This window comes from Microcoleus sp. F10-B2 (genome assembly GCF_036704965.1).
Classification (GTDB): domain Bacteria; phylum Cyanobacteriota; class Cyanobacteriia; order Cyanobacteriales; family Microcoleaceae; genus Microcoleus.
Genome location: NZ_JAUBTB010000174.1, coordinates 1 through 6,193 on the forward strand (window position 1 = coordinate 1; position 6,193 = coordinate 6,193).

At 45.8% G+C, this 6,193-nt stretch carries 7 protein-coding genes; 5 read left to right on the forward strand and 2 right to left on the reverse strand.

Going from position 1 to position 6,193, the window contains the following annotated elements:
- The first annotated feature begins 303 nt into the window (after positions 1–303).
- From QUA99_RS31970 to QUA99_RS31980, 3 genes are all read left to right on the forward strand, one after another.
- A complete protein-coding gene (locus QUA99_RS31970) occupies positions 304–744 on the forward strand; it encodes an Rrf2 family transcriptional regulator (protein WP_333245397.1) in 441 nt (146 codons plus the stop codon).
- A gap of 76 nt (positions 745–820) precedes the next feature.
- Entirely contained in the window at positions 821–1,783 is a 963-nt protein-coding gene (gene cysK / locus QUA99_RS31975; protein ID WP_333245381.1) for a cysteine synthase A, read from the forward strand.
- A gap of 445 nt (positions 1,784–2,228) precedes the next feature.
- Positions 2,229–2,909 (forward strand): J domain-containing protein, encoded by a 681-nt coding sequence (locus QUA99_RS31980; RefSeq protein ID WP_333245383.1) that lies wholly within the window; start codon positions 2,229–2,231, stop codon positions 2,907–2,909.
- Here the strand turns inward: QUA99_RS31980 and QUA99_RS31985 are convergent.
- Together QUA99_RS31985 and QUA99_RS31990 are read right to left on the reverse strand one after the other, a co-directional pair.
- Positions 2,899–3,225, reverse strand: coding sequence for a hypothetical protein (locus tag QUA99_RS31985; RefSeq protein ID WP_333245386.1), 327 nt, complete (start codon positions 3,223–3,225; stop codon positions 2,899–2,901). The genes QUA99_RS31980 and QUA99_RS31985 overlap by 11 nt on opposite strands.
- Positions 3,215–4,714 carry a cyclic nucleotide-binding domain-containing protein gene (locus QUA99_RS31990; RefSeq protein ID WP_333245389.1) on the reverse strand — a complete coding sequence of 500 codons (1,500 nt, stop codon included), beginning with the start codon at positions 4,712–4,714 and terminating at the stop codon, positions 3,215–3,217. The genes QUA99_RS31985 and QUA99_RS31990 overlap by 11 nt, the downstream gene beginning before the upstream one ends.
- A 139-nt stretch (positions 4,715–4,853) precedes the next feature.
- Here QUA99_RS31990 and QUA99_RS31995 point away from each other — a divergent pair, with 139 nt between their 5' ends.
- On the forward strand, positions 4,854–5,075 hold the full coding sequence (locus QUA99_RS31995) for a hypothetical protein (RefSeq protein ID WP_333245392.1): 222 nt from the start codon (positions 4,854–4,856) through the stop codon (positions 5,073–5,075).
- Positions 5,076–5,123: 48 nt separating this feature from the next.
- Complete coding sequence (locus QUA99_RS32000) at positions 5,124–5,996, forward strand: 6-carboxytetrahydropterin synthase (RefSeq protein ID WP_333245394.1); 873 nt, start codon at positions 5,124–5,126, stop codon at positions 5,994–5,996.
- Positions 5,997–6,193 lie beyond the last annotated feature (197 nt).

Genomic DNA, 6,193 nt, shown 5'->3' on the forward strand with positions numbered 1-6,193 from the left:
CTATAATATAGGGATCAGCTAAAATAAAAGGGGAACTGTATCATACTTTTCCCCTTTTACAAAATTGGGATGCTCCCGCATCAAAGCATCAAAGCTCTGGATGTTAATCCTGACATAGCAACCGCGCCTAGCGCCACCAGACGCCCAGCGCCACAAATTACAAGAATTTATGAAAGTCAGTAAACTCCAGTGGAGAACCGGGGTATAATCAAAGGTGAGGAGTGAGAATTTGGAACTCAAAATTGAGAATAATTCTAAAATCTGACTTCGGAGTTGAGAATTATGGAACTTTCAAGTGAAATTATGGTAGAACTCTCGTGTAAAAGCGAATACGCAATTTTGGCTTTGCTGGAACTGGCTGATTGCTACTCAGAGGGGGAACCTCTGCAAATTCGCCAGATAGCGGCTCAGCAAAATATTCCCGATCGATATTTAGAGCAGTTGCTGGCTACAATGAGACGCTGCGGGCTGATTCGCAGCCAGCGAGGAGCTAAGGGAGGTTATATTTTGGCAAGGGAACCCTGGAAAATTACACTCCTAGAAATTATCAACTGTCTCGAAGGCTCTGATTTCGATCGCTCTGAAAAAGACTCGCCTGCTCAAACTGTAGAAAGTGCGGTGATTTGGGAAGTTTGGCAAGAAGCGCGCTCAATAGCTAACTCTGTTTTGCAAAAATACACTTTACAGGATCTGTGCGAAAAACGCAATGGCAGGCGGCAGCTCAATGTCATGTATTACATCTAGTGAAGGATATTAGACAAGAAAATCTGTAATTATTAGAAATTAACAATTTACTCTCAACCACAAACTGACAAAGATTATGCGTATTGCTGGCGACATTACAGAATTGGTGGGGCGGACGCCCCTGGTGCAACTCAACCGCATTCCCCAAGCTGAAGGCTGCGTGGCTCGGATTGTGGTAAAACTCGAAGGCATGAATCCGGCAGCGTCGGTGAAAGACCGCATCGGTGTCAATATGGTCAATCAAGCAGAGGCCGAAGGGCTGATTAGTCCAGGCAAAACGGTTTTAGTGGAACCGACTTCTGGCAATACCGGAATTGCTCTGGCAATGGTGGCGGCGGCTAAGGGCTACCAGTTGATTTTGACGATGCCGGATACGATGAGCACGGAACGCCGATCGATGCTGCGAGCTTATGGGGCGCAACTAGAACTGACACCGGGAATTGAGGGCATGAGCGGCTGCATCCGCCGCGCTCAAGAGATTGTGGACCAAACTCCTAATGCTTATATGTTGCAGCAGTTCCGCAATCCTGCCAACCCGCAGGTTCACCGTTCGACAACGGCTGAGGAAATTTGGGAAGATACAGACGGCGAGGTGGATTTCCTGATTTCTGGGGTTGGGACTGGTGGGACGATTACGGGTGTGGCGGAGGTGATCAAGTCGCGGAAACCCGAGTTTAAGGCGATCGCCGTTGAACCGGCCAACAGTCAGGTACTGTCGGGCGGAAAGCCAGGGCCTCACAAAATTCAAGGTATCGGTGCTGGTTTTGTGCCGCCGGTGCTGAATGTGAATTCGATCGACGAGGTGATAGTTGTTACCGATGACGAGGCGATCGCCTACGGCCGCCGCTTGGCTAGAGAAGAAGGACTTTTGTCGGGTATTTCCAGCGGTGCGGCACTATGTGCGGCAGTGAAAGTCGGCAAGCGTCCCGAAAATGCAGGGAAATTGATTGTGATGATTCAGCCTAGCTTCGGCGAACGCTATCTGAGCACTCCCTTGTTCCAAGATCCAGAACTCAATCTGGCGGTGGCCCTCAACTAGGCAAACCTCCAGCCCAAGTCGCAGAAGCTGAAAGCAGGGCGTACACTGTACGCCCTGCTTGGCTTTTGAGTTTAAAGAATTGCGATAGGTTGTAACTCCCTCGATCGCGAATGATGCCGAATTTCTGAATGTGCTTTTTTTTGAACCGCTTTCGGCGTGTTAGCGAAGCGGGTGCTGAGCGCTCTTGTGGCGAAGGAAGACAAAAGAAAAGAAGGAGCTAACTGTTGGCGGGAGCAGCGCTATAGGAGTCCTCAATGTCGATCGGCTTGCCACTTCAAAAGCATCAATGTTTTTCTAAAATAGATTTATGATAAGTTGAAAACTGAGGTTTTTTACTTACAATTTTTGACATTTATATCAAATAAATACCTAATAAAGTAGCAAATAATGATATTTTTGTCAAGCACTTTTTCGCAGATTATCCAGATTTCAAGGAAATAACAGCGTGTCTTTCGTTACCAATCACTACAAAACCCTAAAAATTAGCCCAACCGCAACACAAGCCGAGATTAAACAAGCATACCGCCGTTTAGTCAAATTATTTCATCCAGACAGCCAGAGTTCCACAGCCGGTCACGAAGAGATTGTCCGCCTCAATGCAGCCTATGAAATATTAGGAGATGCCCAGCAAAGACAATCATACGATCGCCAACTTTCCCAGCAAAGTGAACAACAATCACCCTGTGTAGCAAACGTCAGCCGCCAGCAACAACAAACAGCAAGGGACGCCGACGAACAAATGGAACAGTGGCTGATTAAAGTATACAAACCAGTCAATAAAATGCTCAACAGCATCTTGAAGCCGCTTAAAAAAGAAATAGACGAATTGTCAGCAGATCCGTTTGATGACGAACTGATAGAAAAGTTTCAAATTTATATCGAAACCAGCCGCGACTTTCTCAAAAAAGCTCATAACTTTCTTAGATCGATGCCCAATCCATCAAATGTAGCCGGAGTTGCTGCCCATCTTTATTACTGTATCAATCAAGTCGGAGACGGGATAGAAGAATTGCAGCTATTTACCCTCAATTATGACGATCGCCACTTGCACACCGGTCAAGAACTGTTTAGAATTGCCGCTAGACTGCGACGGGAAGCACAGGATGAATTAAAATTTAAAAGTTAAAAAAGCAGATTGTTCCCTCTTCCCTCTGCCCTCTTCCCTCTTCCTTCTGCCCTCTTCCCTCTGCCCTCTGCCCTCTTCCCTCTGCCCTCTTCCTTCTTACTTCTGCCTTCTGCCTTCTGCCTTCTGCCTTCTTTCTGCCTTCTGCCCTCTTCCCTCTGCCTTCTGCCTTCTGCCTTCTGCCTTCTGCCTTCTGCCTTCTGCCTTCTGCCTTCTGCCCTCTTCCCTCTGCCTTCTGCCCTCTTCCCTCTGCCTTCTGCCTTCTGCCTTCTGCCCTCTTCCCTCTGCCTTCTGCCTTCTGCCTTCTTTCAAATTCCAAAAAGAACTTGAATTCGCTTGCGAATTTTAATAAAAGGAGTTTGTTCCAGAGAGTCGCCATCTAACAATCCCAAATCTCTCAAAGCTTGCTGGCGTTCCGACAATTTTTGAGCAATCTGATCTGCTAAATTCGGTTGTTCTCTTAAAAGTTTTTGCAAATCGTGGCGTTCCACCACAAACAAAATTGCATCTTCGCTAGTTTTAACAGTCGCCGTTCTCGGAGTACCCAACAGCAAAGATATTTCCCCAAAAAACTCGCCCTCGTGAAGCGTAGCAATATACTGACCGGCTTTTTGAGAAAGAACTTCTACAGTCCCCGAAAGAATAATATAAAAAGAATCGCCAGGGTCATTTTCCTTACATACCACCTGTCCTGCTGGAAACAGTTGTCGGTAGCCGTATTCAATTAACTGTCGCAGTTCTAAATCCGTACACTGTTCAAAATAAGTTACTCGCCGCAACAAATCTCGCAGCGTCCAATTATTAAGGGATTTAGGCGCTGGATTTTTCTGTTCAGAAACGGGGGGATTAGATTTGAGGTCGGCTGAATGTTTAGCATTCTGCGGAAAAAGTTTGCCGTTGGAATTATCGTCTTTGCGATCGTGAAAAAGTTTAGTTAACTCTTGCGGGTTTCGCAGCCACAAATCCCGCTGGGGAAAGGGAATTTCGATATTCCGGTGGCGCAATTCGTAATCTATTAAAAAATTTACTGCGCTTTTAATAGCATCGCTTTCCTGTGGCTGATCGATCCAAACTAAAAGTTCAAAATTTAAAGCGTTATCTCCAAAACCGTGAAACCATACTTTAGGAGAAGGATGGGACAAGACATTCGATTCCATCCGCGCCGCAATTAATAGCGCTTCCGTAACTATTACTGGGTCTGAGCCGTAAGCAACACCGACGGGGATGTGGATGCGGCATCTAGCGTCTTTGTAACTCCAGTTAATAATATTAGTCTCGACAAACTTAATATTTGGTATAATTACAAAGAGACCGTCAATAGTTTTAATGATTGTAGAGCGTATCGAAATAGTTTCTACTGTTCCTAAGAACTTGTCTATTTCAATAAAGTCTCCGACTCTAATGTGGTGCTCGAATAGCAGGGTGAGACCGCTGATAAAGTTGCTGGCGAGATTTTGCAAGCCGAAGCCAAAACCAATGCCGACAACCCCAGCCAAGACGGTGAGAGAAGTGAGGTTGATACCGGCACTTTGCAGGACGAATATACAGCCAATAGTTGCTAAAATATAGCTAATAATGGTGGAAATTGCTTCTCGACTGCCGCGATCCAATCCCATCCGAACTAGCACGCTGCGCTTGATTCCTTCGCTGATAATCTTAGCTATAACCAAGGCAAATATAGCTAAAATTATCAGTTTAACGATCGCACTGATGGACAGATGAGCGTCCCCGATATAGAAGAGGGGGGTTGTTATCGCACCCGACCAATTTTCAAAAAAGCGATCGGCTCCTGCAGTAATCGAATTCATTAATATTTGGTAATGGGTAATTGGTGATTGGTAAGGAGTGATTAGTTTTGGCCGCAACTGAACCGCAAACTGTTAACGATGGCAGGGCCAAGACTAAAAAGTCGAAATTCCGGGCGCGCGCTGTTACAGGTGCGGGTCAGTGGCACTCTCTCAAAGACTCGTAACTGATGGGTTAGCAACTGATGGCGAGAAACTGTTTTGTAGCGATATTTTCGCCCGGATATCTGTGTTGTGGCGTAAAATGGGCCTTGCGGCTCGATCGAATAGCGACTTGTTGCCAATATCTGGAAAATTGGTAGAAATTCATTTACAGCACCCTCAAATTATCGAAAAATTCCAGCAAAAATTAGTTTATCCTTAAGAAGAGAGTCCTTTACAGAACTTAACAAGCTTACCCTACTTGACTTTTATGCAGTGCATCATCAATCGTCGGGCACAGTTTTCGGCGAGTCACCGGTACTGGCTGCCGGAGTTGAGCGAAGCCGAGAACTTTGAGCGGTTTGGCCCAACTGCCCGCGCACCGGGACACGGACACAATTACGTCCTTTACGTTTCCATGATAGGCGAACTCGACGAGTACGGCATGGTGCTCAACCTGTCTGATGTCAAGCACGTCATCAAGCGGGAAGTTATCAAGGATCTCGATTTTTCTTACCTTAACGAAGCGTGGCCGGAATTTGAGCAGACTCTGCCAACTACTGAAAACATAGCACGGCAAATTTGGCTGCGCCTAGCCCCTCATTTGCCTGTGACCAAAATTCAATTGTTTGAACATCCCGAACTTTGGGCTGAATATTTAGGAAACGGAATGGAAGCTTATCTAACTTTGTCCACTCATTTTAGCGCCGCCCATCGGTTGGCTCGTCCCGATTTGAGCTTTGAAGAAAACTCCGAAATTTACGGCAAATGTGCTCGTCCCAACGGTCACGGTCACAACTATCATTTAGAGGTGACTGTTAAAGGGCAAATTGATGCGCGGACTGGCATGATTGCTGATTTGGGAGCTTTGCAAAAAGCCGTTGACGATTATGTTGTTGAACCTTTCGATCACTCTTTTTTAAATAAGGATATTGCTTATTTTGAGAAGGTTGTGCCGACTGCGGAAAATATTGCTGTTCGGATCGGGCAATTGTTGCTTGCGCCCGTTCGGGAATTGGGCGCAGAGTTGCACAAGATTAAGCTAATTGAAAGTCCGAATAATAGCTGTGAAATTTTCGGTGCTGATTTAGAGGAAGTGGCGGTTGAACATCAGCAGCCGGACGGGGTTTTAGCTGCGGTTTAGAGTTAAAAATCGGGTCGGTTGGGGCGGGTTCACCAGTAGGTTTAATTTCAAAACCCCGGATATTAATAAACCCGCCCCGCCCATAAGTAGCTAGACAAAATTAATTACATAGTTTTCTCTAAATTCTTTCAGGATTTTTTCCACAGAGGTAACAAAAGTTCCCCAACTCTTGTAAGCAGATATTTCAATCCATTCAT